Origin of the sequence: Thauera sp. WH-2 (assembly GCF_048321015.1) — a bacterium.
GTDB lineage: Bacteria > Pseudomonadota > Gammaproteobacteria > Burkholderiales > Rhodocyclaceae > Thauera.
This window is the reverse complement of sequence record NZ_JBLWFG010000001.1, coordinates 207,552-233,387: the sequence shown is the minus strand read 5'-3', so window position 1 is coordinate 233,387 and position 25,836 is coordinate 207,552. Positions and strand designations below refer to the sequence as shown.

20 protein-coding genes, 5 tRNA genes and 1 pseudogene are annotated in these 25,836 nt (G+C 64.6%); 11 read left to right on the top strand and 15 right to left on the bottom strand.

Features of this window, described 5'->3' with window-relative positions; genetic code table 11:
- The first annotated feature begins 88 nt into the window (after positions 1 to 88).
- Positions 89 to 1,552, top strand: a complete 1,464-nt coding sequence (gene thrC, locus ACNKW1_RS01185; RefSeq protein WP_418362781.1) for a threonine synthase — start codon at positions 89 to 91, stop codon at positions 1,550 to 1,552.
- A gap of 110 nt (positions 1,553 to 1,662) precedes the next feature.
- Here thrC and ACNKW1_RS01180 read toward each other — a convergent pair.
- The 3 genes from ACNKW1_RS01180 to ACNKW1_RS01170 all read right to left on the bottom strand — a co-directional run bounded on the left by ACNKW1_RS01180 (position 1,663) and on the right by ACNKW1_RS01170 (position 4,358).
- Positions 1,663 to 1,747 (bottom strand) — tRNA-Leu (locus ACNKW1_RS01180).
- 176 nt (positions 1,748 to 1,923) lie between these two features.
- A complete protein-coding gene (gene nadC, locus ACNKW1_RS01175) occupies positions 1,924 to 2,769 on the bottom strand; it encodes a carboxylating nicotinate-nucleotide diphosphorylase (protein ID WP_418362780.1) in 846 nt (281 codons plus the stop codon).
- 53 nt (positions 2,770 to 2,822) lie between these two features.
- Positions 2,823 to 4,358: an NAD(P)H-hydrate dehydratase gene (locus tag ACNKW1_RS01170; protein WP_418362779.1), complete on the bottom strand. Its 1,536-nt coding sequence runs from the start codon at positions 4,356 to 4,358 to the stop codon at positions 2,823 to 2,825.
- A gap of 280 nt (positions 4,359 to 4,638) precedes the next feature.
- Here ACNKW1_RS01170 and tig point away from each other — a divergent pair, with 280 nt between their 5' ends.
- The 10 genes and pseudogenes from tig to ACNKW1_RS01120 all read left to right on the top strand — a co-directional run bounded on the left by tig (position 4,639) and on the right by ACNKW1_RS01120 (position 12,515).
- Positions 4,639 to 5,946 carry a trigger factor gene (gene tig, locus ACNKW1_RS01165; RefSeq protein ID WP_418362778.1) on the top strand — a complete coding sequence of 436 codons (1,308 nt, stop codon included), beginning with the start codon at positions 4,639 to 4,641 and terminating at the stop codon, positions 5,944 to 5,946.
- 20 nt (positions 5,947 to 5,966) lie between these two features.
- Entirely contained in the window at positions 5,967 to 6,605 is a 639-nt protein-coding gene (gene clpP / locus ACNKW1_RS01160) for an ATP-dependent Clp endopeptidase proteolytic subunit ClpP (protein ID WP_418362777.1), read from the top strand.
- 17 nt (positions 6,606 to 6,622) lie between these two features.
- On the top strand, positions 6,623 to 7,891 hold the full coding sequence (gene clpX, locus ACNKW1_RS01155) for an ATP-dependent Clp protease ATP-binding subunit ClpX (protein ID WP_418362776.1): 1,269 nt from the start codon (positions 6,623 to 6,625) through the stop codon (positions 7,889 to 7,891).
- A 108-nt stretch (positions 7,892 to 7,999) separates the two neighbouring features.
- Positions 8,000 to 10,411, top strand: a complete 2,412-nt coding sequence (gene lon, locus ACNKW1_RS01150) for an endopeptidase La (RefSeq protein ID WP_418362775.1) — start codon at positions 8,000 to 8,002, stop codon at positions 10,409 to 10,411.
- A gap of 239 nt (positions 10,412 to 10,650) precedes the next feature.
- Positions 10,651 to 10,941: pseudogene (locus ACNKW1_RS01145) on the top strand (HU family DNA-binding protein); the annotation flags it as partial.
- 38 nt (positions 10,942 to 10,979) lie between these two features.
- A tRNA-Val gene (locus ACNKW1_RS01140) sits at positions 10,980 to 11,055 on the top strand.
- 130 nt (positions 11,056 to 11,185) lie between these two features.
- On the top strand, positions 11,186 to 11,413 hold the full coding sequence (locus tag ACNKW1_RS01135; RefSeq protein WP_418362774.1) for a DUF3079 domain-containing protein: 228 nt from the start codon (positions 11,186 to 11,188) through the stop codon (positions 11,411 to 11,413).
- A 165-nt stretch (positions 11,414 to 11,578) separates the two neighbouring features.
- Complete coding sequence (locus ACNKW1_RS01130; RefSeq protein WP_418362773.1) at positions 11,579 to 12,139, top strand: phasin family protein; 561 nt, start codon at positions 11,579 to 11,581, stop codon at positions 12,137 to 12,139.
- Positions 12,140 to 12,320: 181 nt separating this feature from the next.
- Positions 12,321 to 12,395, top strand: a tRNA-Val gene (locus tag ACNKW1_RS01125).
- Between the two features lie 45 nt (positions 12,396 to 12,440).
- Positions 12,441 to 12,515 (top strand) — tRNA-Val (locus ACNKW1_RS01120).
- A gap of 107 nt (positions 12,516 to 12,622) precedes the next feature.
- On the opposite strand, the gene ACNKW1_RS01115 is transcribed toward ACNKW1_RS01120, so the two are convergent.
- From ACNKW1_RS01115 to ACNKW1_RS01060, 12 genes are all read right to left on the bottom strand, one after another.
- Positions 12,623 to 13,468: an HD-GYP domain-containing protein gene (locus ACNKW1_RS01115; RefSeq protein WP_418362772.1), complete on the bottom strand. Its 846-nt coding sequence runs from the start codon at positions 13,466 to 13,468 to the stop codon at positions 12,623 to 12,625.
- Between the two features lie 114 nt (positions 13,469 to 13,582).
- Positions 13,583 to 14,110 carry a hypothetical protein gene (locus ACNKW1_RS01110; RefSeq protein ID WP_418362771.1) on the bottom strand — a complete coding sequence of 176 codons (528 nt, stop codon included), beginning with the start codon at positions 14,108 to 14,110 and terminating at the stop codon, positions 13,583 to 13,585.
- Positions 14,107 to 15,714: an ASKHA domain-containing protein gene (locus tag ACNKW1_RS01105; RefSeq protein WP_418362770.1), complete on the bottom strand. Its 1,608-nt coding sequence runs from the start codon at positions 15,712 to 15,714 to the stop codon at positions 14,107 to 14,109. The genes ACNKW1_RS01110 and ACNKW1_RS01105 overlap by 4 nt, the downstream gene beginning before the upstream one ends.
- A gap of 5 nt (positions 15,715 to 15,719) precedes the next feature.
- Positions 15,720 to 16,730 (bottom strand): uroporphyrinogen decarboxylase family protein, encoded by a 1,011-nt coding sequence (locus tag ACNKW1_RS01100; protein ID WP_418362769.1) that lies wholly within the window; start codon positions 16,728 to 16,730, stop codon positions 15,720 to 15,722.
- Complete coding sequence (locus ACNKW1_RS01095) at positions 16,727 to 17,401, bottom strand: cobalamin B12-binding domain-containing protein (protein WP_418362768.1); 675 nt, start codon at positions 17,399 to 17,401, stop codon at positions 16,727 to 16,729. Before ACNKW1_RS01095 ends, ACNKW1_RS01100 begins: the two co-directional genes overlap by 4 nt.
- Before the next feature lie 183 nt (positions 17,402 to 17,584).
- Positions 17,585 to 17,669, bottom strand: a tRNA-Leu gene (locus tag ACNKW1_RS01090).
- A gap of 104 nt (positions 17,670 to 17,773) precedes the next feature.
- A complete protein-coding gene (locus ACNKW1_RS01085; protein ID WP_418362767.1) occupies positions 17,774 to 19,222 on the bottom strand; it encodes a mannose-1-phosphate guanylyltransferase/mannose-6-phosphate isomerase in 1,449 nt (482 codons plus the stop codon).
- 43 nt (positions 19,223 to 19,265) lie between these two features.
- Positions 19,266 to 20,174, bottom strand: coding sequence for a dTDP-4-dehydrorhamnose reductase (rfbD, locus tag ACNKW1_RS01080; RefSeq protein ID WP_418362766.1), 909 nt, complete (start codon positions 20,172 to 20,174; stop codon positions 19,266 to 19,268).
- The gene (gene rfbB, locus ACNKW1_RS01075; RefSeq protein WP_418362765.1) at positions 20,171 to 21,241 is read right to left on the bottom strand and encodes a dTDP-glucose 4,6-dehydratase; all 1,071 of its coding nucleotides are present in this window, start codon (positions 21,239 to 21,241) and stop codon (positions 20,171 to 20,173) included. The genes rfbD and rfbB overlap by 4 nt, the downstream gene beginning before the upstream one ends.
- 113 nt (positions 21,242 to 21,354) lie before the next feature.
- On the bottom strand, positions 21,355 to 22,506 hold the full coding sequence (locus ACNKW1_RS01070; RefSeq protein ID WP_418362764.1) for a lipocalin-like domain-containing protein: 1,152 nt from the start codon (positions 22,504 to 22,506) through the stop codon (positions 21,355 to 21,357).
- Positions 22,507 to 22,544: 38 nt separating this feature from the next.
- Complete coding sequence (locus ACNKW1_RS01065) at positions 22,545 to 25,100, bottom strand: FtsX-like permease family protein (protein WP_418362763.1); 2,556 nt, start codon at positions 25,098 to 25,100, stop codon at positions 22,545 to 22,547.
- On the bottom strand, positions 25,097 to 25,774 hold the full coding sequence (locus tag ACNKW1_RS01060) for an ABC transporter ATP-binding protein (protein ID WP_418362762.1): 678 nt from the start codon (positions 25,772 to 25,774) through the stop codon (positions 25,097 to 25,099). The genes ACNKW1_RS01065 and ACNKW1_RS01060 overlap by 4 nt, the downstream gene beginning before the upstream one ends.
- Positions 25,775 to 25,836 lie beyond the last annotated feature (62 nt).

Here is a 25,836-nt window from a genome sequence, read left to right as displayed (position 1 = left end):
CTTGCGCGCGAGCGCGCCCCGGCCGCAGCCTGCCACGCCCCCGCAGCCAAACCCGCCCGACCCTCCAGCCAATCGAAGGACTGCCCACGTGAAGTACATCTCGACCCGCGGCCATGCCGGCCAGCCTGCACATCCCGAGTTCTGCGACATCCTCCTCGGCGGTCTTGCGCCCGACGGCGGCCTGTACCTTCCGGAAACCTATCCTCGGGTCACACGCGACGAACTCGACAGCTGGCGCAAGCTGTCGTATGCGGAACTGGCCTTCGCCATCCTGTCGAAGTTCATCACCGATATTCCGCCTGCAGACCTGAAGGCGATCTGCGACAAGACCTACACGGCTGAGGTTTATCGCCACGTACGCAAGGGCGACGATGCGCGCGACATCACCCCGGTGCACTGGCTGGAGAAGGATGCCGGCGGCCGTGGTCGTTTCGGCCTGCTCGAACTGTCCAACGGCCCGACGCTAGCCTTCAAGGACATGGCGATGCAGTTGCTCGGCAACCTCTTTGAGTACGTGCTCGCAAAACGCGGCGAGTCCATCAACATTCTCGGCGCCACCTCGGGCGACACCGGCTCGGCGGCCGAGTACGCAATGCGCGGCAAGCAGGGCGTGCGCGTGTTCATGTTGTCGCCGCACGGCAAGATGAGCGCCTTCCAGCGTGCGCAGATGTATTCGCTGCAGGACGAGAACATCTTCAACATCGCCGTCACTGGCATGTTCGACGAAGCGCAGGACATCGTCAAAGCGGTATCCAACGACCACGCCTTCAAGGCAAAGCACAAGATCGGCGCGGTCAACTCGATCAACTGGGCGCGGGTCGCCGCGCAGATCGTGTATTACTTCAAGGGCTACTTCGCCGCAACGAGCAGCAATGACGAGCAGGTCGCGTTCTGCGTGCCCTCCGGTAACTTTGGCAACATCTGCGCAGGCCATATCGCCCGCCAGATGGGACTGCCGGTGGCCAAACTGATTCTTGCCACCAACGAGAACGACGTGCTCGACGAGTTCTTCCGCAGCGGCGTTTACCGCCCGCGCAAGGCCGCGGAGACGCACGTCACCTCCAGCCCGTCGATGGATATCTCCAAGGCCTCGAATTTCGAGCGCTTCGTGTTCGATCTCGTCGGCCGCGATCCGAAAAAGGTCGCAGCCCTGTGGGCCGAAGTGGATGCCGGCCGCGCGTTCGATCTCTCCGGCTCGCCCGAATTCACGCGCATTGATGAGTTCGGCTTCGCGTCGGGCGCCAGCGGTCACGCAGACCGCCTGGCCACGATCCGCAAGGTGTTCGAGCAGTACGGCGTACTGATCGACACGCACACCGCCGACGGCGTGAAGGTAGCCTGGGAGCGTGCAGCCGACGTGCCCGCTGGGGTACCGGTTCTCGTGCTGGAGACAGCGCTTCCGGTAAAGTTCGCCGAAACGATCGTGGAGGCGCTGGGCCGCGAGCCGGAGCGCCCTGCCGACCTGGAAGGAATCGAAAAGCTGCCGCAGCGGGTGGAGGTCATGGCGCCCGACGTCGAGGCGATCAAGCGCTTCATTGCTGAGCGCACCTGAGCGCCGCTTCATGCCCTGTCGTCCCGGCCGGGGCGGCAGGAAACAAAAAGCCCGCGAACGACTCGCGGGCTTTTTGTTGGGGCGCTGACAGTGAGCAGCGCCGTTACGTTTGGTGCCTTGGGCGAGACTCGAACTCGCACGGCTTTCGCCACTACCCCCTCAAGATAGCGTGTCTACCAATTTCACCACCAAGGCTCGCTCGCTGCGCGACCTGCAGGGACCTCAAGGTGTTCAGCGAGGGCGCGGATTATGCTCTGGCGCCGCACCGCCCGTCAACGCAATTGAGCGCAATGAGGGCGATTTGAGGGAATGGCAAGGGGAAAGGCAACGAAGGCGCAGGGCGAGCACGGTGAATTCTGCGCCCCGGCTTCTCAGGCTTCGACGTGACGCAGCGAAAGATCCAGTGCGCGCACGTCCTTGGTGAGGGTCCCGATGGAGATCCGGTCGACCCCCGTTTCGGCAATGGCGCGCACCCGGTCGAGGCTGACCCCGCCCGACGCTTCGAGTTCGGCGCGCCCCGCCGTGATCGAAACCGCCTCGCGCATCTGCTCAAGGCTCATGTTGTCGAGCAGAACCATGCGCACGCCCGCATCGAGGGCCTCGCGCAGTTGCTCGAGCGTTTCTACCTCGACTTCGATAAAGACGTTCGAGGGCGCGATGGCGCGGGCCTGGGCAACCACCTCGCGGATGCTCCCCGCAGCGATGATGTGGTTCTCCTTGATCAGAATCCCGTCATAGAGCCCAATCCGGTGATTGGTGCCACCGCCGATTGCGACGGCGTATTTCTGCGCCAGGCGCAGGCCGGGCAGGGTCTTGCGGGTATCGACGATCCGTGCCTTGGTTCCAGCGACCGTCTCCACGAACCGGCGCGTCACGGTAGCCGTGCCGGACAGCAACTGAAGGAAGTTCAGTGCGGTGCGCTCGGCCGTCAGCAGCACGCGGGCACGCGCGATGATCTCGCACAACTGCTGCCCCGCTTGCACGCAGTCTCCATCCTTGACCAGCCAGTGCACGACGGCCGAAGGGCTCAGTGCGGCGAAGGCTGCATCGAACCAGGCCGTGCCGCAGATCACCGCGTCCTCGCGCGTGATCACTCGCCCGCGCGCTTCGGTATCGGGTCCGATCAGGCGAGCGGTCAGGTCGCCGGTGCCGATGTCCTCGGCGAGAGAGGCGGCAATATTGCGCTGGATTTCGACGCGGAGTTGTTCGGAGAGCATGAGGGCCTTGAAAAGAGAGGTATCTATGGTTACGGATTCTAGCATCCGCACGCCTAGCGCTCGGGACGCAAGCCCGCGGTCGGACCGGGTTCGCGTTGCGCCTCGATCAACCACGCATTGAAGACGCCACGCGCAGCATCGATGGTCTCGCTGGCGCTGAGTCCTACCGGGCCGATGCCTTCACGTGCAAGCCGGTCGGCTGCAGCGCCATGCAGATGCACGCCGGCGATCAGGGCCTTCTCGGGTGGCCAGCCTTGCGCAAGCAGGCCGACCACGAGGCCACTGAGCACGTCGCCCATGCCGGCGCTGGCCATTCCGGGGTGTCCCGAGGTGTTGATGTACCACCTCCCATCCGGAGTGCCGATGATGCTGCCACATCCCTTGAGTACAACCATGGCGCGATAACGGCGCGCGATCTCGAGTGCTGCACACAGGCGGTCTGCCTGCACCTGTGCCGTGCTCACCCCGAGCAGGCGCCCCGCCTCGGCCGGATGCGGGGTGAGGATGGTGGGTGCCTGGCGCTCGCCGAGCGTAGCGGCAAGCGCAGGATCGGTGCCCACGAGATTGAGCGCATCGGCGTCGACCAGCAATGGCATGTCACGTCGCAGCGCATTCGCCAGCACACCGGCCGAGATGTTCTGCGTGCCAAGCCCGGGGCCGACCGCCAGCGCACTCAGCCGCTCGGGCAGGAGGTGCGCCCGCCGAAGCATGAGTTCGGGATGCGCAAAATCAACGGCCGGGCCGTGGTCATCCAGAAGTCCGACGTAGACACGGCCGGTACCGAGCCACAATGCGGCTCGACCCGCGAGCAAGGCTGCCCCCACCATGCCAGCGTTGCCGCCGAGGATGCCCACGTCGCCATAAACCCCCTTGTGGGTGTTGCGCGGTCGTGGCTGAAGCAGGGTGCGGAACAGCGAAGGAGCAATGGCAAGGCCGCTCGCCGGCAGCCACGCAGCGGCATCGACGTCGATGCGCTGTACCGAGACCTCCCCGCAATAGTCGGGGCCATCATTGGTGAGCAGTCCGGGCTTGAGGGCAATGAAGGTGGTTGTGTGCGTGGCGCGGAAAGTGGCTCCCTTCGGCTGGCCGGTATCGGCGTCGAGCCCGCTCGGAACGTCGAGCGCCATGCGTGGCACAGGCTGCGCGTTCAGGGTGAGAATCCAGTCTGCATAGCGCCCGTCGATCCGTCGCGCGAGGCCGATGCCGAACAAGGCGTCGACCACCAGTGCCCAGCCACAGGCGGGGGCCGCAGGCAGGTCGGAGACGATGCTGCCGCCCGCAGCAACATAGTCCGCGTGCGCCTTGGCGGCTTCGAGCGGAAGCGATTCGACCTTTCCGGCGAAGGCCACCACCACTTCGCGCCCTGCCTGAGCGAGCTGGCGAGCCATCACGAAGCCGTCGCCGCCGTTGTTGCCCGGGCCGCAGGCGATCAGGATCGGGCCGGGCCGGTTCATGATCAGCCGCACCGCATCCTGCGCGGCTGCGCGCCCGGCACGTTCCATAAGTGGAGGGCGTGCATTGGGGATGAGTTTGTCCTCGATTTCTCGTATTCCGGCGACGGGATAGATCGGACGCAAGGGGCTGAACATGCTGAGCGACTCCAGGGGGTTTGGCCGCGATTCTACGCCGTCTGGCGGACCGCCCCACGCGGGCCTCCTCGGTCCGGTGGCAAAGCCCGCATTGGGTACTCCTGCGTCTGTGCGCGTGCCCTCGTCTGTGCGCGTGCCCTGCAGGTGCGTCCCGGGCCTGTGCTAGAATTGTCGACTTCGTACATCGTGCTCACGCTGGCGAAATGCGCCCCGGGCTCGTGCCCGTCATCGCACTACAGTAAGCGGGAGCGGTTATTCAAGACTTCTCAGGATCGATTTAATGGAGCAGAACCAGGTCACCCCGAGCGCGCTCGAGCGCCGTATCGACATCGCCGTTTCCCTGGCGGACATCGAGAAGGAGGTGGATGCTCGCCTCAAGCGCATGGCGCGCACGGTGAAGATGCCCGGGTTCCGCCCGGGCAAGGTGCCGCTGAAGATCGTGGCCCAGACCCATGGCGGTCAGGCACGTGGCGAAGCCGTCGGCGCTGCCGTCGAAAAGGCCTTTGGCGAGAAGGTGCGCGCAGAGAACCTGCGCGTGGCTGGCTACCCCAGCATCGAGCCGAAGGACGGCGCACCCGAGGGCACGCTCGAGTTCACCGCGGTGTTCGAGGTCTACCCGGACATCGTGGTGGGGGAGTTTGCCAGTCAGAAGATCGAGCGCCCGACTCTGGCGGTTGGAGATGCCGAGGTTGACAAGACCCTTGAAGTCCTGCGCAAGCAGCGTACCAGCTTCAAGGCAGTGGATCGTGCTGCCGCCGAAGGCGACCGTGTGGTGATCGACTTCACCGGCCGCAAGGACGGCGAGGTGTTCGATGGCGGCCAGGCGCAGGACTTCCCCTTCGTGGTCGGCGCAGGGTCCATGCTCAAGGACTTCGAGACTGCGGTAGTGGGTCTCAAGGCTGGAGAAGGCAAGACCTTCGACATGACCTTCCCCGAGGACTATCACGCCCAGCACCTGGCGGGCCAGACCGTGCAGTTCGAGATCACCGTGAAGGCGATCGAAGAGCCGGTGCTGCCCGAGGTGGACGCCGAGTTCGCCAAGTCGCTCGGTGTTGCCGATGGCGACGTCGCAAAGCTGCGCGAGGAAGTAAAGGGCAACCTCGAACGTGAGGTGAAGCGCCGCATCCAGTCCAAGGTCAAGGAACAGGTCATGGACGCACTGATCTCGGCCACGCCGATCGAAGTGCCCAAGGCGCTGGTGCAGGCCGAATCGCAGCAACTGGCCGAGAGCGCCCGCCGCGACCTCGAGATGCGCGGTCTCAAGACCAAGGACATCCCGGTCAACCCGTCCTGGTTTGCGGAGCAGGCCGAGCGCCGCGTCAAGCTGGGCCTGATCATGGCCGAGCTGGTCAAGGCCAACGAGTTGCATGCAAAACCCGAACAGGTACGCGCGCTGGTCGAGGAAATGGCCCAGAGCTACGAGGACCCTTCGGAACTCGTGCGCTGGTATTACGCTCAACCGGAACGTCTGGCGCAGGCCGAAGCCGTGGTCATCGAAGACAACGTCGTCGCCTGGGTCTGCGACAAGGCCGAGACCACCGACAACCCGGTGGCCTTCGACGAACTGATGGGCAACAACGCGGCCTGATGCCGCAGAGGGTCTGACGAATGATGCAAGGAACACCCCAGCAAAGCAGCGACTGGAACCCGGTCGGTCTCGGCCTGGTTCCGATGGTGGTCGAACAGAGCGGTCGCGGCGAACGCGCCTACGACATCTATTCGCGCCTTCTGAAGGAGCGGGTGGTGTTCCTCGTCGGCCCCGTCAATGACGTGACCGCCAACCTGATCGTCGCGCAGTTGCTGTTCCTCGAGTCCGAGAACCCGGACAAGGACATCTACTTCTACATCAACTCGCCTGGCGGTTCGGTCACCGCCGGCATGGCGATCTACGACACCATGCAGTTCATCAAGCCGAATGTCAGCACGCTGTGCATCGGCCAGGCAGCGAGCATGGGCGCCTTCCTGCTGGCGGCGGGCGAGAAGGGCAAGCGCTTCATCCTGCCGAACTCGCGCGTCATGATCCACCAGCCGCTCGGCGGCTTTCAAGGCCAGGCTTCGGACATCGAGATCCACGCCCGTGAGATCCTCTACCTGCGCTCACGCCTGAACGAGATGCTGGCCAAGCACACCGGCCAGCCGCTCGAGCGCATCGAGAAGGACACCGACCGCGACAACTTCATGTCCGCCACAGCGGCCGTGGAGTACGGCCTGGTCGACAAGGTGATCACCAGTCGCGACGACACCTGATTCAGGAGAACCCCCACATGACGGACAAGAAGGCTGGCGGCGACAAGCTGCTGTACTGCTCCTTCTGCGGCAAGAGCCAGCACGAGGTGCGCAAGCTGATCGCCGGTCCTTCGGTCTTCATCTGCGACGAGTGCATCGAGCTGTGCAACGACATCATTCGCGATGAGGTCGTAGGCGCCGCAGATCCGGAGAAGTTCAAGGACGCCCTGCCAACCCCGCAGGAGATCTGCGAGATCCTCGACCAGTACGTGATTGGCCAGTCCAAGGCCAAGCGCAATCTGGCGGTGGCGGTGTACAACCACTACAAACGTCTTCGCCACATTGAGGCCAAGCAGGACGACGTCGAGCTCGCAAAGAGCAACATCCTGCTGATCGGTCCCACCGGCTCGGGCAAGACCCTGCTCGCGCAAACCCTGGCGCGCGTGCTCGAAGTTCCGTTCGTGATGGCCGACGCCACCACGCTGACCGAAGCCGGCTACGTCGGCGAGGACGTCGAGAACATCATCCAGAAGCTTCTCCAGAAGTGCGACTACGACGTAGACAAGGCGCAGCAGGGCATCATCTACATTGACGAGATTGACAAGATCTCGCGTAAGGCCGACAACCCGTCGATCACCCGCGATGTGTCGGGCGAAGGCGTGCAGCAGGCCTTGCTAAAGCTCATCGAAGGGACGATCGCGTCCATTCCGCCGCAAGGCGGCCGCAAGCACCCGAATCAGGACTTCGTCCAGGTCGACACCACCAACGTGCTGTTCATCTGCGGCGGCGCCTTCGACGGACTGGAGAAGGTCATCCGCAACCGCACCGAGAAGGTCGGGATCGGCTTCGGCGCCGAGGTCAAGAGCAAGGAAGCGAACAACCTCTCCGACACCTTCCGCCAGGTCGAGCCTGAGGACCTGATCAAGTTCGGCCTCATCCCCGAACTCATCGGCCGTCTGCCCGTCGTCGCCACCTTGCAGGAACTCGATGAAGAGGCGCTGATCCAGATCCTTGTGGAGCCGAAGAACGCATTGGTCAAGCAGTACCAGAAGCTATTTTCCATGGAAGGCGTCGAGCTCGAGATCCGTCCGACGGCACTGCACGCGGTCGCACGCAAGGCGATCCGTCGCAAGACCGGCGCGCGCGGCCTGCGTTCGATTCTGGAATCGGCGCTGCTCGACATCATGTACGATCTGCCGGCCATGGAGAACGTGACGAAGGTCGTCGTCGACGACGCCACGATCGAAGAGGGTGGCAAGCCGCTGCTGATCTATGCGGAGCAGCAGAAGGTGTCCGGCGGCAACTGACTCCCAGCTTCGCGCATCCGGCCCCAGGACGTGAGCCGACGGCCCGCAGCTTGAATTTCCAGGTCACGCCCATACATGGGTGTGACCTTTTGCTTAAGGAAAGAAAAAATGTCGGGTCCTGCTGACCTCCCCAACGAAGCGATGGAAATGCCGCTCCTGCCACTGCGGGATGTGGTGGTGTTTCCGCACATGGTCATCCCGCTCTTCGTGGGCCGCCCCAAGAGTATCAAGGCGCTCGAAAACGCCATGGAGGCAGGCAAGAGCATCCTGCTCGTGGCGCAAAAATCAGCTGCCAAGGACGAACCCTCGGTCGAAGACCTGTACAGCATCGGCTGCATCGCAAACATCCTGCAGATGCTCAAGCTGCCGGACGGCACCATCAAGGTGCTGGTCGAAGGTGTGCAGCGGGCACACATCGAAAAGGTCGAAGATCTGCGCAGCGTTTTCGTTGCCACGGTACGCCCGGTTCCGGCCGCAGAGCATGCCACTCATGAGCTCGAAGCCATGCGGCGCGCAATCATCTCGCAGTTCGACCAGTACGTTAAGCTCAATAAGAAGATTCCGCCTGAGATCCTCGGCTCGCTGCAGGGCATCGAAGACGCGGGCCGGCTGGCCGACACGATTGCCGCACATCTGCCGCTCAAGCTCGAGCACAAGCAGGAGGTGCTCGAGATGTTCGATACGGCCGAGCGACTCGACAAGTTGTTGAGCCAGCTCGAGGGCGAACTGGACATCCTGCAGGTCGAAAAGCGCATCCGTGGCCGCGTCAAGCGCCAGATGGAGAAGAGCCAGCGCGAGTACTACCTGAACGAGCAGGTCAAGGCGATCCAGAAGGAACTCGGCGAAGGCGAGGACGGCGCCGACCTCGACGAAATGGAGAAGAAGATCCGCTCGGCGGGCATGCCGAAGGAAGCCCTTGCCAAGGCCGAAGCCGAGTTCAAGAAGCTGCGCCTGATGTCGCCGATGTCGGCCGAAGCCACGGTCGTGCGCAACTACATCGACACCCTAATCGGCCTGCCCTGGAAGAAGAAGTCGCGCGTAAGCAAGGACCTCGGCGAGGCCGAGAAGGTGCTTGACAAGGACCACTACGGCCTTGAGCGCGTCAAGGAACGCATCCTCGAATATCTCGCCGTGCAGCAGCGTGTCGACAAGGTCAAGGCGCCGATCCTGTGCCTGGTTGGCCCCCCGGGGGTGGGCAAGACCTCGCTCGGCCAGTCGATCGCAAAGGCGACCAACCGCAAGTTCATCCGCATGGCGCTGGGCGGTGTGCGTGACGAGGCCGAGATCCGTGGTCATCGTCGCACCTACATCGGCTCGATGCCGGGCAAGATCCTGCAGAACATGAGCAAGGTCGGCGTCAAGAATCCGCTTTTCCTGCTGGATGAGGTGGATAAGCTGGGCATGGATTTCCGTGGCGACCCCTCGTCGGCACTGCTGGAGGTGCTGGATCCCGAGCAGAACCACACCTTCCAGGACCACTACGTCGAGGTCGACTTCGATCTTTCCGACGTGATGTTCGTCGCCACGGCCAATACGCTGAACATTCCGGCGGCGCTGCTCGACCGCATGGAGGTCATCCGGCTGTCGGGGTACACGGAAGACGAGAAGGTCAATATCGCTCAGCGCTATCTGCTGCCCAAGCAGATGAAGAACAACGGCCTCAAGCAGGACGAACTCTCCGTCACCGAAGAGGCACTGCGCGACATCGTGCGCTACTACACCCGCGAGGCGGGTGTGCGCAGCCTCGAGCGCGAGATCTCGAAGGTGTGCCGCAAGGTGGTCAAGCAGCTCGTGCTCAAGCCGCGCAGCAGCAAGATCGTCGTCAACGCCAAGAATCTCGACAAGTTCCTCGGCGTGCGCAAGCACAGCTTCGGCATGGCCGAAAAGGAAAACCAGATCGGCCAGGTGACTGGACTGGCGTGGACCGAGGTCGGCGGAGAGTTGCTTACCGTTGAAGCCGTGCAACTCCCGGGCAAGGGCAAGGTGCTCACCACCGGCAAGCTGGGCGAGGTGATGCAGGAGTCGATTCAGGCTGCGCTGTCGGTGGTGCGTCGCCGCGCGCGCTCCCTTGGCATCGATCCCGAGTTCTATCAAAAGAGCGACATCCACATTCACCTGCCGGAGGGCGCGATTCCGAAAGATGGCCCCTCGGCGGGCATCGCGATCTCCACTGCGCTGGTGTCCGTGCTCACCGGCATCCCCGTGCGTTGCGACGTCGCCATGACCGGTGAAATCACGCTCCGTGGCGAGGTGCTGGCGATCGGCGGACTCAAGGAGAAGCTGCTTGCCGCCGTGCGTGGAGGCATCCGTACCGCGCTGATTCCCGAGGAGAACGTCAAGGACCTCGCGGAGATTCCCGACAACATCAAGAACGCTATTGAAATCGTGCCGGTGAAGTGGATCGACAAGGTCCTTGAACTCGCGCTCGAACGCAACCCGGAACCCCTGCCCGAGGAACCCGAGGCTGCAGCCGTGCCACCAGCCTCGGACGAGGCCGCATCCTCACGTCACGCGCACTGAGAAAGCCAGTCTCTGTCGTAGCGGCAAGAAGGCCGCATGCCGTATCTTCGGCGTGCGGCTTTTTTGTGCAATTCATCCTGCTTCCATCGTGCTCCTGGGCAACACGACAGGACACGCGCGTGGACACGCGCGTTGACAGCGCGGAATTCACCGCGCTATAAAACTCCCCATATGCAAACTGTCGTCCAGGTTGCAGTGGCCATCAGTTCTGGCCGGTCTGCACTCTTTTCCATGCGGTTCGTCTCCGGAGGGGTCAAGTGAACAAACAGGAACTGGTTGCAAACATTGCGGAAAAGGCAGGCATGACCAAGGCTGATGCAGCGCGAGCGCTCGAGGCCACAGTCGCTGCCGTGACCGAAGCCCTCCAGCGCACGGAGACGGTCACTCTGGTTGGTTTCGGTAGCTTCTATGTGGGAGAACGTGCTGCACGCAGCGGACGCAATCCGCGGACGGGAAAGGACATCAAGATCAAGGCGGCCAAAGTACCCAAATTCCGCGCTGGCAAAGGGCTCAAGGATTCGGTAAACTGACGCACTTTGCGAATCCGGCCCGATCCGGGTTGCAGCGCGGGTGCTTAGCTCAGTTGGTAGAGCGTCGCCCTTACAAGGCGAATGTCGGCGGTTCGACCCCGTCAGCACCCACCAATATCACCGAAGCCCGGGCCTGTCCCGGGCTTCGTCTTTTGCATGCTTGAACTCGCAACAGGCCAGCACGGTTTGGGAACTTCCAGGCGTGCGGCTCGCGCCTGTGGATCTGCGTAGGCTGGAGAAATCCATGGCGAAGAAATTCCCGCTACACCCCAAGAACCCTGAGCGCATCTGCTGGGGCTGCGACAAGTACTGTCCGGCTGACGCGCTGGGATGTGGTAATGGCTCGGGACGCACGCAACATCCGTCCGAGCTGCTGGGCGAGGATTGGTATACCTACGGGGACTGGGGTATCGATCCTGAAGACCCCGCGACGCCCTCTGGAAAGCCCAAAGGGGCCCCTGGCGAGCGCTGACCTGCGGATACGACTCAGCGGGCAAACAGGGGCAATGGTGCGGCGCACAAAGTATTTGACATGTCTTTCGCTGCGCACTAGGATTTGAATTGTTGCAGCGCAGCATTACGTTCCGGGTGCTGCAAGGAATCATCCAATCCGCTTGTCCAGCCAAGGAGCATCCAAATGACGAAGATCCAGTCCCCCGAGCAGTTTGCAGCGGTGAGCCAGGCCAACCTCGAAAAGCTGGTTGCGCTCGCCAACAGCGCGCTGTCGCGCGCCGAGCGTCTTGCAGAATTGAACCTGAACGCCGTCCGCTCCGTGCTGGAAGACAGCGTGGCCACGACCCGCAAGCTGGCCGAGGCAAAAGATCCCCAACAACTGGCCAGCCTGCAGGCCGAGCTGACCAAGCCGATGATCGACAAGGCCGTTGCGTACGCCCGCAGCGTGCAACAGATCGCCACCGAGGGCCAGGAAGAAGTCTCAGGTCTGTTCGAAGATCAGATCGCCGAACTTAACCGCAACTTCAACAACATGCTGGAACAGGCTGCAAAGCAGGCCCCTGCTGGCTCCGAGAGCGTGTTCGCCGCAGTCAAGTCGGCCATGGAGAGCGCAAGTACCCTGTACGAGAACGCCTCGAAGGCTGCCAAGCAGGCTGCGACCACCGCTGAAGCCAATATGGCTGCAGCGACCGAAGCGGCCGTGAAGGCTGTGACGGGTGCCCAGAAGCCTGCCGGCAAGAAGTAATCCCACGCGTCGTACCCCAGGGGCCGTCTCCGAAGACAGGAGGTCGCCCCTGTGTTTTTCCCGCGCCGCGCCAGACCGACCACCACTGGCTGCGCAAAGGCATGCGATCTCATGGCATGTTCTGATGGCATGTGCTTGACGCGAGCCTGGCCGCCTCCTAAAATGCGGCCTCTTTTCTGGCGGGCGGTTAGCTCAGCGGTAGAGCACTGCCTTCACACGGCAGGGGTCACTGGTTCGATCCCAGTACCGCCCACCAACGTTCGCGTTGTCTCCTCCAGAACACCGATCAGATTTTCCGATCGGGCGGTTAGCTCAGCGGTAGAGCACTGCCTTCACACGGCAGGGGTCACTGGTTCGATCCCAGTACCGCCCACCAGACACGAAACGCCGGCCTTTGGCCGGCGTTGTTCGTTCACCCCAGGCAAGGCAACGTGCAGGAGCAGGGGGGCTGCACTCCGGAACGCAACGCCTGCCATCGAGCGTTCATGCCTCCGTTCGGGCGGGTGAGGGCCGGCGCGAGAAGAGGCTGCCAAGATCTACGCCGTCCGGGAAGTTGTAACCCCTGTCCCTGAACAGTTCGAGGCATACATCCACTACCTGTGGATCATAGCGTGTGCCACGGTTGCGAGTGATCTCGTCAAGTGCCGTATCCACGCCCAGACCCGGACGATACGGGCGATACAGCGCGATCGCCTCCACTACATCCGCTACGGTGATGATGCGGGCACCAATCATGATTTCGTCCCCGCGCAAGCCTCGCGGATAGCCCGTCCCGTCAAGATGTTCGTGGTGTTGATAGACCATCTCTGCGACAGGCCATGGAAAATCCACGTTTTTCAGGATCTGGTAGCCCACCTCCGGGTGCGTGCGGATGAGGGCAAATTCGATTTCCGGCAGCGGTCCGGGAAAGCTTAGGATCTCGGCCGGCACATGGATCTTTCCGATGTCGTGGATTGCCGCGGTCAGCCGGATGCCATGGACCTGCTCTTCCGGCATACCCAGCGCCATGGCAAGCCGCGCCGCGAGATCCGAAACGCGGCGCTGATGGCCAGCCGTGTAGGGGTCGCGTTTCTCGATCGTGGTTGCGATCGCCTGAATGGCGTCTTCCATACTCCTGTTCAGGCGCAGCAGGTTGCGGCGGCTTTCTTCCTCAAGCCGGACCTGCTCACTGATGTCACGCAATGCACCATCCCATACCGGTCGACCTTGCTCGCCGGTGGCGCTGGCGGCATCGAGCAGCAGATGGCGCAGGTTCCCATCCGGCGCAGTCCAGCGCAGTGGAATATGCAAGCGCCTGCCCGCTTCACTTTCACGAAGCGCCTCGGACAATCGAGTTTGCTGACCGTCGTCCAATCCGGCAAAGAGCAGGGCGGGGCGGTCAAGCAGATCCTGCGCCTGAAGGCCGAGGGCCGCACGAGCGCCACCACTCGCGTAGCTGAAGCGCTACGCGCCATCCTGCTCGACCATCTGAAAGAGCAGTTCCGGCACGTTGTCCGCCATGCTCAGAAAACGGTGTTGCGATGCGATGCGGTCCAGGGTGGTCTCGATCAAGCCCGCCAGGGCAAGATAGAGGTCCAGCGTCTCACGCGGCAGGGGCGTCCTCCCCCTGTGCGCAGCGACCAGAACATAGGCGGTGCGCTGACGCTCCCTGCCGATCGGCAGCAAGATCGATTCGTGCGGATCCGGCAGGCTGAGCGCCTCCGTGCTGAGAAAGCCGCTTTCGAACACCTGCTTGGCCGACTCAGCGCACACCTGCGCAAGCTCTGTATTTTCCGGCTCACATTGCAGGCAGCGAATTTCCCCGCCAGCATCGCGTGCCAGAAAGGCAGCGATGTCGGCGCCATAGAAGTTGTGCACGACCCGTGCGAGTTGGGGCCACAGCCCTTCGTAGGACACGATGCCAGCGAGATACTGAGCCGTGCGCACCACGGCGTCAACCGGCGTACGCGGATCGGGCAGCGGACCGCTCATGACGAAATGCTCATCGGTTGAAGGAAGAGATGATCCAGGAACGCCGCGTCGAATGCGGCGGTGTTGCCCAGATTGACGAAACGGGTGCATCCGCGCGCATCGGCGAGCATCTGTCTTGCGCCCTCGGCGAACAGCAGAGCACAGGCACCGGCCAGCGCCGTGTTGCCTGCGAGCGAGATACGCCCCGCGGGCAACGCGGGCAGCAGCCCGATCTGCGCTGCATTTTTCAGATCGAGGTGGCGACCGAACAGCCCTGCGGCAAGGAGATGACGCAGTTCGGCGGGGTTGATGCCCGCGCATTCACACAGCACTGCGACGCCGGCGCCGATCGCAGCCTTCGCCCGCTGCAGCGCATCGATCTCGCGCCAACCCAGGCTCAGAACGCGCCCGTTGGCTTCGAAATGGAAACGCTCGCTGCCATCCGCGAACCGCCCGATGGTATTGATCTGCCCGCGCCGCAGCAGGCACGCTAGCAGATCCACAAGCCCCGAGCCACAGAGCCCTCGGGCCTCGTCGGTACCGACAATGTCGCACTCGAGCGCGTCACCCACGCCCTCGCGGACGTGGTAGACCGCGCCGGCTTCGGCAGGAATGCAGTCGCGCCCGGCGCTGGCTTCGAAAGCAGGGCCACCGGCGGTGGCAGTGACCCACAGGGTCTTGCCCGTCCACAGGGCCATCTCCGAATTCGTGCCGAAATCGATCAGCAAGCATGGGGCAGGGCGCTCCAGCATGCGCTCGGCGACCACGCCGGCAAGCAGATCCGAGCCTACAAAGCCCGCAAGCGGTGGAATGACTTCGATCGTAACCCCGGGGGAGAGGCTCCACTCCTGCGCCCAAGGGGCCGCGTCCGCGGGAGCACAGTCGACCGGGGCGAACCAGTTTCGAGGTTCGAGCAACTGCTGATGATTGCGGTTGGCGAGCAGGCTCAACATGGCCGTGTTGCCCACCACCGTCATGCGGGTAATGCGCGCCAGATCAATCCCCTCGCTGCGGGCGATCTCGCCAAGCGCTTCACCGATCGCACCTCGAGCCAGTGCGGCGAGGTTTTCGGCCTGGCCCGCACCACCGGCCACGACCAGCCGCGTCATGATGTCCGCGCCATGGGCACGCTGAGGGTTCGGACCAAAGCGCAGTGTGAGCGGCCTTCCGCTGTCGAGATCCAGCACTGCAAGGCTGATGTGGCTGGTCCCGAGGTCGACCGCGACGCCGAGCGGACGAGCACCACGGTGATGCCCGGACAGGGGAGGCGTCCAGCGCAGCGAACCGAACCCTTTCAATCCCCCCGCGGGCATACGCCAGTTCGTCGGCGCAGCCAGGCTCAACACTTCGATCTCGAGATCGGCCATCGGGTGGCACTGGCAGGCCAGCCGGATGCCGTCCAGAAGCAGGACCTCATCCAGTTGTGCGCGCTCTACCGCAGTGACCGCACCGGCGTCACCGCGGAGCACACGGATCCGGCACAGGCCACATGCCCCCAGGCCAAGACAGGCGGTACGCACCCGGTAATCCGTCGGTTCGAGGATACCGCGCAGGCTTGCCCCGGCTGCAGGATCGAAGGCCAGCGCATGTAGCGTTCCGTCGACACGAACGCGCAGGGTAGCCATTTTGCTCAGTCCTCGCGAAGCGCCGCACCGATCGCGGAAATGTTGGCCGAGGCCGCCTCGGGCGGAATTTCGCAGCCGCTCGAGAGCAGGAAGCCCCCGCGAGCATGGAAGGTCGCAACCAGGGCACGCGCCTGCTGCTCGACCGTCTCCGGTTCGGCATCGAGGAAATCGAGCGATTTGAGGTTGCCTGCAAGACAGGTGCGAGGCAGGAGCCGACACGCCTCGTCAGCATCAACGTAATAGTCGAAGGTGGCGACATCGGCGCCGATACGCGGATAGCAGTCGAGGATGCCTGCGGTCGGCCCGGCGATGTTGAGCCAGGTGAAAGCCGCACCCTCCTGGCGCAATGTGGACATCAGCTGCATCAGCCTCGGCAGGAGATGCGCACGGAAGAATGCGGCCGGAACAACGGCAGGGGAGGCCGCCGGATCAAACACGACGACGGCATGTGCGCCGGCATTGAGTTGCGCACGAGCAAAAAGGATAGCCAGTCGGGTCGAAAAATCGAGCGTCGCAGAAAAGCGCTGGGGATCGTCGATCGCGACATAGAGGGCGCTTTCGATGCCATACAACTGGGCGCTCAGCGTCATCGGCCCTGCCACCGCGCCCGCGACAAGTGCACTATCCCCGAGCGCAACACGCATCCTTCGCAGCCCATCCAGGCACACGGGCATCCGGCCGGAGATCTGCGGATCGGGCAGGGTCAGGCAATTCGCGTCCCCCTCCGGGGCGAGCACCGGATCCACGACATCGGGGTAGCGGTCCTCATAGAAACGCAGCCCTGCGCCGAGCGCCTCAGCCTCAACCCCGAAATCCATGAAGCCGAAGACTGCGTCGGTGCCGTAGCGCTCCCGCTCCGCCAACTGCGCACATGCAAGTGCTGCTCCGTCATGGAGGTACGCGCGCAGGCTGAGGCCGGCATTCACCGCAGCGTGCCCGAACAGCTGTGGTACGAGAGGCGGGCGGTCGACGGCCTCCAAGCGGGTTGCGGCCAGGATGCGCTCAAGGCTGTTCATGACCGTTCATCGGCTTCCACGAGCCGTTCGAGATAGCGCGCCCCGTCAAAGGCATTCTCAGCCACGTAATCGACATCGAGGGCTCGGGGCTGCAACTGCTTCAGCGCGGCCCCTCCGGCGACGACAGGAAGCTCGCCAAGTCCCGCAGCGGAGAGCGCTGGCCGAACCTTCCGCACCTGGCTGACCACAGGACTGATCAGGCCACTCACGAGGACGGCAACCGCGTCTTCACGCTGCGCTGCGCTCACAAGATTCTCCACCGGACAGTCACGCCCGAGATCAACCACGCGAAAGCCCTTGCCAACGAGCACCATCCGCACGATGTTCTTGCCGAGGTCGTGCACATCGCCTTCGAGTGTCGCAATCACGAAGGTGGCGCGCCCCTCGGTCGGGGCATAGCCGTCCGGATACAGCACATGGACAACTGCAGACACTGCGCGCCCGACCAGCATGATCTCAAGCAGGTTGAAGCTATCGACCGTGCACTTGTCATCGAGCCGACTCATCGCATGCTCGAGGCCTTCGGTGACGATGCGTTCGCGCGAACACCCCCGATCGATCAAAACCTGCGTCGCTGTGAGGGCCAACTTGTGATCGCCGGCAAGCAGGGCGTCGATAAGGGGCTGAAAGTCGAACTCAGCCCTCGGATCGCTAGGCGGCACATTGGACATGGCCATCCTCATGCGGGTGGGAGACGACTCGACTATAAGACCGCGGCGTTACGGCTGCAACTTCCAAGTTAACATAACGCAGATTCTTCGCTTTTTACCAACGGGAACACGAAACAGAGCCGGGATGTGTCCAACCTTACGGCACATCCCGGCCTTGTTCCATCGAACCCTTGCTGCGCTTGATGGTGCGGGGAAAGAGACTCGAACTCTCACGCCTTGCGGCGCTGGAACCTAAATCCAGTGCGTCTACCAATTCCGCCATCCCCGCGGTGCCGAGAAGCGGCACGCATTATACACAGGCATGCATGCCCCGAGCCCTGCAGTCCGAAAGACCAGCAGGTGCATCGAGTTGGCCGCCACCCAGGATCGGCGTCACGCCGGCGCTCGTCCGTACGTGTCTTCGAACCGCACGATGTCGTCTTCGCCAAGGTAGCTGCCCGACTGGACCTCGATGATCTCGAGCGGCACTTTGCCCGGGTTCGAGAGCCGATGCGTATGTCCAAGCGGAATGTAGGTCGATTCGTTCTCGGCAAGCAGGAAGGTCTTGTCGCCGCTGGTGACCTCGGCCGTGCCACGCACCACGATCCAGTGCTCCGCGCGATGGTGGTGCATCTGCAGACTGAGCTTGGCGCCCGGATTGACCACGATCCGCTTCACCTGGAAGCGCTCACCGGCGTCGATCGAGTCGTACCAACCCCAGGGGCGATACACCTTGCGGTGGCTCTGGGTGAGGCTGCGGCCTTCGGCCTTGAGGCGGGCGACCACCTTCTTCACGTCCTGGGTGCGGGTCTTGTGTGCGACCATGACCGCGTCGGGTGTTTCCACCACGATCATGTCCTCGCATCCGATCGCCGCGACGAGTCGGCTGTCGGCGTGCACGAGGGTATTGTGGCTGCCTTCGAAAATCACTTCGCCGCGTGCGGCGTTGCCATCGGCGTCTTTCTCCGACACGGCCCACAATGCATCCCAGGCCCCCACGTCGGACCAGCCGGCCGAGAGCGGAACGACCACGCCCTGCCCCAGATCCGACGCCGTCGCGAGCTTCTCCATCACCGCATAGTCGATCGAATCGCTCGGGCTGCGCTCGAAGGCGGCTGCATCCAGACGCACGAAGTCGGCATCCTGGCTGCGCCCGTCGATCGCTGCGGAGCAGCTGCGCGCCATGTCCGGATTGAAGTGGGTGATGGCAGCCATCCACACCGAGGCCTTCATCATGAAGATCCCGCTGTTCCAGTAGTACTCGCCGCTGGACACGTAGCGCTCAGCAGTCTCCCGGTCCGGCTTCTCGACGAACTCTTCCAGCGCACGCGCGCCCTCGCCCGCCGCAAGCACGGCACCGGCGCGAATGTAGCCGTATCCCGTTTCTGCGTGGTCGGGCACTATGCCGAAGGTCACGAGCGCGCCGCTTCGTGCCGCAGCCGCACCCACGGCGATCGCGTGCTGGAAAGCGCCCAGATCACCGATGACGTGGTCCGCCGGCATCACGAGCAGAATGGGATCCCCCTCCTCCGCTGCGGTGAGCGCGGCCAGCGTGAGCGCCGGCGCGGTATTGCGTCCCACGGGCTCGAGCACGATCTGCGGCGAACGCACCCCGATCTGGCGCAGCTGCTCGGCGATGATGAAGCGATACTCCTCGTTCGTGATCACGAGCGGGCGCGGGTCGACCTCGGCGGCGGTAAAGCCTCTCAGCCGCGTCGCGGTCTCCTGGAGCAGCGAACGCTCACCGGTGAGCGGCAGCAGCTGTTTGGGATAGCTCTCGCGCGAAGCCGGCCACAATCGGGTACCCGAGCCCCCGGAGAGAATCACGCTCTTGATGGTCATGGAGTCCTCTATGCTCTTCCTTCAGTCTTTGCGGGTATGCCGTTCACTGCACGCTGGATTCCCGCCCCGCGATCTCCTGCAGCATGCGGGCCACGCCATCGCGCCAGTCGGGCAGTTGGAGGCCGAAGCGGCTGCGTAGCAGCGCGGTGTCCAGGCGCGAGTTGAGCGGCCGCTCTGCAGCGGTGGGGTAGTCGCGCGTACCGATCGGAACGATCTCACGCGCCTTGAGTAACACCCCGATCTGGCGCGCATGTTCGATGACGAACTGCGCGTAGCCGTGCCAGCTCGTCTCGCCATCGGCGGCCAAGTGGTACAGGCCCCCAAGCCCGGGATCGGCCTGGACTGCGCGGATCGCATGCGCACTGACGTCGGCAATCAACTCGGCCCCCGTGGGTGCGCCGAACTGGTCCGCGATCACGCGCAGGCTGTCGCGCTCGGCCGCCAGGCGCAGCATGGTGCGGGGAAAATTATTCCCGCGTGCAGCATGGACCCAGGAGGTGCGAAAGATAAGATGACGGCATGCGCTCGCACGAATTGCCTCTTCACCCGCAAGCTTGCTGCGGCCATATACCGAGAGCGGACCTGTGGGCGCATCCTCGCGCCAAGGCCGCGCGCCACTGCCGTCGAACACATAGTCGGTCGAGTAATGCACCAGCAGGGCGCCGAGCCGCCCGGCTTCGGTGGCGAGCACCCGAACCGCATCGGCATTGATCCGCCGGGCCCGCGCTTCGTCCGTCTCGGCCTTGTCCACCGCCGTATAGGCTGCCGCATTGACGATGATCCCCGGCGCGAGCTTGCGCACCGTCGCTTCCAGCCCCTGCAGATCCTCGAGATCGCCATGCAGTCCGTCCGTGCCACGCCGATCCAGCGCCACCACTTCGCCCAGCGGTGCGAGTGCGCGTTGCAGTTCCCAGCCGACCTGCCCGTTCTTGCCGAGGAGCAGGATCTTCATCGCTCCGCCTCACGCGCAGCGTAATTGCGGCTGACCCAGTCGCGATACGCGCCGCTCTGCACGTTCGCCAGCCATGCCGGATTGTCGAGATACCATTCCACGGTCTTGCGGATGCCGCTCGCGAAGGTTTCCGCCGGGCGCCAGCCGAGCTCGCGCTCGATCTTGCGCGCGTCGATCGCGTACCGGCGATCGTGGCCGGGGCGGTCTGTTACGTGGGTGATCAGCCGCTCACGGCTTCCGGCCGGATCAGGCCGCAGGGCATCGAGCAGCCCGCATACGGTACGCACGATCTCGATGTTGGCCATCTCGTTCCAGCCACCGATGTTGTAGGTTTCCCCGCTGCGCCCGCGCGCGAGTACCTCGCGGATCGCGCTGCAGTGGTCCCCCACGTAGAGCCAGTCACGCACATTGAGCCCGTCGCCGTACACCGGCAGGGGCTTGCCCGTGAGCGCATTGACGATCATCAGCGGGATCAGCTTCTCCGGAAACTGGCAGGGGCCATAGTTGTTCGAGCAGTTGGTGGTTAGCACCGGCAATCCGTAGGTGTGATGCCAGGCGCGCACCAGATGGTCGCTGGCGGCCTTGCTCGCCGAGTACGGGCTGTTCGGCTCGTAGGTCTTGGTCTCGGTGAAGGCCGGATCATACGGTCCCAGCGAGCCATAGACCTCATCGGTGCTCACGTGCAGGAAGCGAAATCCCTCGCGCGCATTCGCGGGCAGCCCGGACCAGTACGCGCGCGCGGCTTCGAGCAGGGTGAACGTGCCTTCCACATTGGTGCGGACGAACGCGCCCGGCCCGTGAATGGAACGATCGACATGGCTCTCCGCCGCAAAATGCACGATGGCCCGCGGCGCATGTTCGGCGAACAGGCGGTCCAGCAGCGTCCGGTCGCAAATGTCGCCATGCACGAACACGTGGCGCGGATCGTTCTGCAGGGAAGCCAGGTTCTCGAGATTGCCCGCGTAGGTGAGGGCATCCAGGTTGAGTACCGGCTCATCACTACCCTTCAGCCAGTCGAGTACGAAATTTGCGCCGATGAAGCCGGCGCCGCCCGTAACGAGGATCACAATGCCATTCCTGCCCAGATTGGAAGGGCGCCATTATCGCATCGCACACGGCCGCTTGGGCGTCTCTCACGCGCGCACGGGTGCATGCCAGCGCGATCGCGTGAAGGGGGCCATCACATGCGCAGGCGCTCGGCGTAGCCGGTCATCTCCAGATAGCCCTCGCCGACTTCCTTGTGCACTTCGCCGGCGGGTTCCACCGCATACAGGCGGACTGCACCCTCCCAATAGATAGCGCCCGTGGAGGCGCGGCTGTCCAGCTCCTGGTCGTCCAGCAGCGGGCGGATGACGAAGCGGCGCCCGTCCTTCAGCTCAAGCGCCCATTCGACCGGGTACTCGATCCCGGTGCGTGGCGAGCGCCAGTGACGCAAGGGTGTGAAGTGCAGGGTTTCAGGCCCGAGCGTCTGCGCTGCACCCTGTGCATCACCGACCGTGCCTGCACCCCAGATCGCGTTTCCGTTTGCGTCGCGCATCTGGAAGCCCATCAGGCTGCCCCCATCGTGCAGGTTGATCCCGACCCAGTCCCAGCCGCGCGCATTCTCGGGAAGGATCTCGCTCGACCACTCATGATCCAGCCACGCCCTGCCCTCCACCGCATGTTCCCGCCCATCCACACGCAGGGTGCCGCGCACCGCGAGCTGCGGGCGGCTGTAGTAGTAACTGGCGTTGAGCGGATCGGGCGCCTTCTGGCTGAACCCGCCGCGCCCGTTCTCCACCGGTGGTCGATCCGGGTGAAACTCCAGCTCGAAGGCGAAATCCTCGGCCTCGATCCGGCTCCGGTATACGCCCATCAAATCCGCACTGCCTTCGAGGAACCAGTCCTCGACACGCACGGACGTACGTCCCTCCTCGGCCTCGACCAGCCCGGGGAACACCCGTCCCGAGCGCTCGGCATGCCGCAGGCGCCCGTGTCCGGCATCGGCCACCGCGGCGTGGGCAAGCACGAGTTGCCGGGGCGCGAAGCGGCTCGGATTGTCCTCACCGATGCGGGTGCGCACCCGGAAGAAGGTGAGCTGAAAGCCTCGCGCCTTGCCCGCCTCATCCCGCAGCCAGCCGGTGATGTACCACCACTCGGTGCGATAGGCGGGATGCGCGCCGAAATCCTGCGGAAACACAAGAGCGCTTCCGGGTCGCACGGCCGGATAGTCCGGATCGTCCCTATCGGCCTGCGCGCGAGCGACCGCGGGGTTCAGCAGTACCGCCACCGCGACACAGAAGGCCAGCAAGGCCCCCGGCAGCCTGCCCGGTGCATTCTCCTTACCCGCCATAGGCCATCCTTTCCCGAGCATCCGCATCCCCATGTTCCTCACCAGTCCGCCTTCACCGCCAGCACGGCAGAGCGCTGCATCGCATGGCGGCCGGCGAGCCTGGCCACCAGCGCCGCGAGCAGGATCAGGCTGGCCACGAAAAGCGCCAACGCTCCCCAGGGAACCGCCAGCTCCATGCTCCAGTGAAAACTCTGGCGGTTGATGATCTCGATCAGGATCCAGGCAATCGCCGCCCCAGCCACAAGGCCTGCGAGCACCCCCAGCGCCGCGGTGAGCGCGCCTTCGAGTGCGATCAGGCGGCCGATTTCCCCGCGCGTGAAGCCGAGGTGCCTGAGCATGCCGAACTCGCCCTGGCGGGTCACCGCGAGCGCCGCGAAGGTCGTGGCGATGCCAAACAGCCCGATCATCACCGCAACCGCTTCCATCAGATAGGTGATGAGGAAGGTGCGATCGAAGATCTCCAGACTCAGTGCCCGGATCTCGCCAGGGAGCGCGATCGTCACGTGCTCCGCGCCGAAGCGCGTGCGCAGGGCTTCGGCCACCGCCGGCGGCGCCGCACCGGGCTGGAGCAGGATGGCCGCATCATTCACCCGTCGATCGCCGGTCAGGCGCACGTAATCTGCGCTTTCGATCAGACCGGCACCGTGCTGGCGGGCGTAGTCGCGCCATACCCCCGCAACGATGAAGCGCACCATCCGCCCACCCAGCGGCAGCTCGAAAACCGCCCCGCGTGCAAGCCGGTGCCGGTCCGCCGCCGCCTCTGAAACCCAGATCGGCGGCAATCCATCCGCCTGGGCCGGGGGCGCCATGGAACCGCTGACCAGCGGCAGCCCCCAGTTGCCCTGCGAGGGGCGGGCCAGCACGCTGAACAGGGGCTCATCGTCCGACAGGCGCAGGTTGATCAGCCGTGTCGTATCCACGCGCGCCACGCCCTCGGTCGCTGCGATCATTGACAGTGCTGCCGGATCGAGGTAGCCGCTGCCCGAGGAGACCGAAGCACGCATGTACAGATCGGCCGGCAGCACCTGCGCCAGCCAGTCATCGACCGATACCCGGAACGAGCTCACCATGATCGCCATGGATACCGCGAGCGCCACGCTCGCGATCACCCCCGCACCCGCCACGACCGCCTGCCCAGGCGTGCCCGAAAGCCGCGCATGTGCAAGCCGCCAGATCACCGTGCGCCCTCTCGCGAGCAGAGGCAGCACGCGCCGCGCGATCACCGGCAGCGCGAGCACGGCGGCCGCCAGCACGAACACGACCGCCCCATACCCGCCAACCGGAATTCCCCGCAACGGCGGCGGCAGGCAGGCCAGGACCGCCAGCGCAACCATCGCCGCGGCGTACCCGCTGCGGGTGTGTCCTTGCGGCAGCCCGCCGCGCTCGTGCTCCCCCGCCCTGAGCGCGTGTGCGGGTGCGACCCGAGCGGCTTCCCGCGCTGGAAGCCAGGTCCCGGCCAGTCCTGCGCATACCCCGAGCACAAGGTAGGAAAGGCTCAATAGCGTATCGAAGTGCAGACTGGGTACGAGGCCGCGGAAGAACCCGGCGCCGAGGTCTCCCCCCACGAAATGAAAGGCGCCGGCGGCCAGCGCGTGCCCAAGCGCCACACCGAGCAGCCCTCCGACCAGGCCCACCGCGGCCCCTTCGGCAAGCAGGCCGCGCATCAGCGTGCGCCGCTCGAGCCCCAGCGCGCGCAACAGGGCAAACTCGCGGCGCCGCCTGGCAACAGAGAGCAGCTGTGTCGAAAACACCAGAAACGCGCCGGTCACCAGCGCAATGGCCGCGAGCATGGTCAGATTGACCCGGTAGGCGCGCGAGAGCGTGCCGACCTCGCTCGCCGCGGCTTCCGGCGGTCGCAGCGCGAGCCCCGGCGGCAGCGTCGGGTTCAGCGCAGCGAGGGCCTGGGGCACGCTCAGTCCGCGCGCGATCTTCAGATCCACGCGGCTCAGCGTGCCGATACGGCCAAACACCTGCTGTGCCGCCGCGATGTCCATCACGCCGATTACCCCCGCCATACCCGGGACGCGCCCGGCGACCTCTAGCGTAACGCTGCGCACGCCGGACTGCACCAGCACCCTGTTCTCGCGCATCGCAGGCGGCTGCGACTCACCATCACCGCTGCGATCCGCTTCCTGCAGGCGCGCACGCGCGTCGTCACTCAGGAACAGCCTGCCCGGCTGGAGTGCCGCAAAGCGCCCGCCTGCATCTGCCCCATCGTCGGCGAGCGGAATCAGCCCCGGCTGCATGCGTAGCACACGAAAGACGTCGACGCCGAGGATGCGCAGGGCGTCCTCGCGCCCCGGCAGGCGGGCCTCGACCTCGAGGATGGGACTTGCCGCGGCCACTGCGGGATGCCGCGCCAGCGCCACGAACACCGCCTCATCGAAACCGTCGCGCGGCCCCACCAGTTGCAGATCGGCTTCGCCGGCCACCAGCCGCATGCCGCGGCCAAACTCATCGAGCGCCGCGCCGTGAATCAGTTGTACCGCCAGCCCGAGCGCAACCCCGAGCGCGATAGCGAGCAGGGACAAGGCGGTGGCGAGCCGGCGTCGCAGGAGGCTGGCAAGAAAGACGTGGCGCAGTGATGCGTTCATGCGCGAACCGTGATGTCGTGCAAGCCATCCATGCGCAGCTCGACCACACGGTCGGCACGCGCGGCCGCAGCGCGCGAGTGCGTGACCAGCACCCCCGCCGCACCCGAGTCCCGGATCTGGCCCAGCAGCAGATCGAGCACGTCCGCGGCGCGACCAGGGTCGAGGTTGCCAGTGGGTTCGTCGGCGAGCACCAGGTGCGGCCGATGCACCAGGGCGCGCGCGATCGCCACGCGCTGCATTTCACCGCCGGAGAGTTGCTGCGGCGCATCGAGGGCGCGCGCCCCCAGACCGACCCGCTCCAGCATCGCACGAGCGCTCGCCTCGGCCTGCGCTGCGGGCATGTCGAGCAACCACAAGGGGAGCGCGACGTTCTGCAACAGGCTCAGATGGGGCAGGATGTGGAAGGCCTGAAACACGAAGCCGTAGTGGCTGCGCCGCAGGCGCGCCATCGCGTCGTCGTCCAGCCGCTCGATCGACGAGGGGCCGACCCGGATGCTGCCACTGTCGATCGGCTCCAAGCCGGCGACGCAGTTGAGCAGCGTCGATTTGCCTACGCCCGACTCACCGACGATCGCAACGCACTCGCCCGCCTCGACGCGCAGGGAAAGCCGGTCGAAGAGGGCGCGCTGCGGCGGCCCGGGGAGCGTCTTTGAAAGGCTGACGAGTTCCAGCATGGGAGAACATCCGATTGAACGCGGCAGGAAAGCGCCGACGCGAAGACGAGATTGTGTCATCC

Coding starts and splice junctions, on each gene's coding strand:
- nadC (WP_418362780.1), bottom strand. CDS start 2,769: ATGCTCTCCGAACAACTCCGCGTCGAAATCCAGCGCAATATTGCCGCC.
- ACNKW1_RS01170 (WP_418362779.1), bottom strand. CDS start 4,358: ATGTTCAGCCCCTTGCGTCCGATCTATCCCGTCGCCGGAATACGAGAA.
- tig (WP_418362778.1), top strand. CDS start 4,639: ATGGAGCAGAACCAGGTCACCCCGAGCGCGCTCGAGCGCCGTATCGAC.
- clpP (WP_418362777.1), top strand. CDS start 5,967: ATGATGCAAGGAACACCCCAGCAAAGCAGCGACTGGAACCCGGTCGGT.
- clpX (WP_418362776.1), top strand. CDS start 6,623: ATGACGGACAAGAAGGCTGGCGGCGACAAGCTGCTGTACTGCTCCTTC.
- lon (WP_418362775.1), top strand. CDS start 8,000: ATGTCGGGTCCTGCTGACCTCCCCAACGAAGCGATGGAAATGCCGCTC.
- ACNKW1_RS01135 (WP_418362774.1), top strand. CDS start 11,186: ATGGCGAAGAAATTCCCGCTACACCCCAAGAACCCTGAGCGCATCTGC.
- ACNKW1_RS01130 (WP_418362773.1), top strand. CDS start 11,579: ATGACGAAGATCCAGTCCCCCGAGCAGTTTGCAGCGGTGAGCCAGGCC.
- ACNKW1_RS01110 (WP_418362771.1), bottom strand. CDS start 14,110: ATGAGCGGTCCGCTGCCCGATCCGCGTACGCCGGTTGACGCCGTGGTG.
- ACNKW1_RS01105 (WP_418362770.1), bottom strand. CDS start 15,714: ATGGCTACCCTGCGCGTTCGTGTCGACGGAACGCTACATGCGCTGGCC.
- ACNKW1_RS01100 (WP_418362769.1), bottom strand. CDS start 16,730: ATGAACAGCCTTGAGCGCATCCTGGCCGCAACCCGCTTGGAGGCCGTC.
- ACNKW1_RS01095 (WP_418362768.1), bottom strand. CDS start 17,401: ATGTCCAATGTGCCGCCTAGCGATCCGAGGGCTGAGTTCGACTTTCAG.
- ACNKW1_RS01085 (WP_418362767.1), bottom strand. CDS start 19,222: ATGACCATCAAGAGCGTGATTCTCTCCGGGGGCTCGGGTACCCGATTG.
- rfbD (WP_418362766.1), bottom strand. CDS start 20,174: ATGAAGATCCTGCTCCTCGGCAAGAACGGGCAGGTCGGCTGGGAACTG.
- ACNKW1_RS01070 (WP_418362764.1), bottom strand. CDS start 22,506: ATGGCGGGTAAGGAGAATGCACCGGGCAGGCTGCCGGGGGCCTTGCTG.
- ACNKW1_RS01065 (WP_418362763.1), bottom strand. CDS start 25,100: ATGAACGCATCACTGCGCCACGTCTTTCTTGCCAGCCTCCTGCGACGC.
- ACNKW1_RS01060 (WP_418362762.1), bottom strand. CDS start 25,774: ATGCTGGAACTCGTCAGCCTTTCAAAGACGCTCCCCGGGCCGCCGCAG.